Source organism: Pseudogemmobacter humi (assembly GCF_900609055.1).
In the GTDB taxonomy this organism is placed as follows: domain Bacteria; phylum Pseudomonadota; class Alphaproteobacteria; order Rhodobacterales; family Rhodobacteraceae; genus Pseudogemmobacter; species Pseudogemmobacter humi.
The window spans coordinates 1-406 of sequence record NZ_UXAW01000010.1 but is presented as its reverse complement, the minus strand read 5'-3'; the positions used below and the strand labels follow the sequence as shown (position 1 = coordinate 406).

Genomic DNA, 406 nt, shown 5'->3' with positions numbered 1-406 from the left:
CGACGCGACCTACCTCAAGGCGCACCGCACGGCGTCGAGCCTACGGGTCAAAAAAGGGGGCGTGCGCGCCAGATCGGACGAACCAAAGGCGGCATGAACACCAAACTGCACGCGGTTTCCGATGCCAAAGGACGACCGATTGGGTTCTTCATGTCGGCCGGTCAGGTCAGCGATTACACCGGCGCGGCGGCACTGCTGGACAGCCTGCCGAAGGCGGGGTGGCTTCTGGCCGACAGAGGCTATGACGCCGATTGGTTTAGAGATGCCTTGAAAGGCAAGGGGATAAAGGTCTGTATCCCCGGCCGGAAATCCCGCAAGAAAGCCGTCAAATATGACAAGCGGCGCTACAAACGGCGCAACCGCATCGAGATCATGTTTGGGCGGTTGAAGGATTGGACCTCGCCAT

The 406-nt window shown here is 60.1% G+C and carries 1 pseudogene; it reads left to right on the top strand.

Annotated features, from left to right (window positions below):
- Nucleotides 1-406: pseudogene (locus XINFAN_RS00055) on the top strand (IS5 family transposase); the annotation flags it as partial.